This is a genomic window from Streptomyces sp. WMMB 322, from assembly GCF_900090145.1.
Taxonomy (GTDB): domain Bacteria; phylum Actinomycetota; class Actinomycetes; order Streptomycetales; family Streptomycetaceae; genus Streptomyces.
Window position 1 is genome coordinate 1 of the sequence record NZ_FMHI01000032.1, and the last position, 1,036, is coordinate 1,036.

General features: G+C 55.8%; 1 rRNA gene. It reads left to right on the forward strand.

Going from position 1 to position 1,036, the window contains the following annotated elements:
- Positions 1–1,036 (forward strand): 23S ribosomal RNA (locus tag H180DRAFT_RS28375); the annotation flags it as partial.

Genomic DNA, 1,036 nt, shown 5'->3' on the forward strand with positions numbered 1-1,036 from the left:
TGAGACCTGATGCCGAGCCGATTGTGGTGAAGTGGATGATCCTATGCTGTCGAGAAAAGCCTCTAGCGAGTGCTGTTGCGGCCCGTACCCTAAACCGACTCAGGTGGTCTGGTAGAGAATACCGAGGCGTTCGGGTGAACTATGGTTAAGGAACTCGGCAAAATGCCCCCGTAACTTCGGGAGAAGGGGGGCCACGGCTGGTGATCCCACGTGCTGGGGGAGCTGGTGGTGGCCGCAGAGACCAGCGAGAAGCGACTGTTTACTAAAAACACAGGTCCGTGCGAAGCCGTAAGGCGATGTATACGGACTGACGCCTGCCCGGTGCTGGAACGTTAAGGGGACCGGTTAGTCACATTTCGGTGTGGCGAAGCTGAGAACTTAAGCGCCAGTAAACGGCGGTGGTAACTATAACCATCCTAAGGTAGCGAAATTCCTTGTCGGGTAAGTTCCGACCTGCACGAATGGCGTAACGACTTCTTGACTGTCTCAACCATAGGCCCGGTGAAATTGCACTACGAGTAAAGATGCTCGTTTCGCGCAGCAGGACGGAAAGACCCCGGGACCTTTACTACAGCTTGATATTGGTGTTCGGTTCGGTTTGTGTAGGATAGGTGGGAGACTGTGATACTCGCACGCCAGTGTGGGTGGAGTCGTTGTTGAAATACCACTCTGATCGTGCTGGATGTCTAACCTGGGTCCGTGATCCGGATCAGGGACAGTGTCTGGTGGGTAGTTTAACTGGGGCGGTTGCCTCCTAAAATGTAACGGAGGCGCCCAAAGGTTCCCTCAGCCTGGTTGGTCATCAGGTGGTGAGTGTAAGTGCACAAGGGAGCTTGACTGTGAGACTGACGGGTCGAGCAGGGACGAAAGTCGGGACTAGTGATCCGGCGGTGGCTTGTGGAAGCGCCGTCGCTCAACGGATAAAAGGTACCCCGGGGATAACAGGCTGATCTTCCCCAAGAGTCCATATCGACGGGATGGTTTGGCACCTCGATGTCGGCTCGTCGCATCCTGGGGCTGGAGTCGGTCCCAAGGG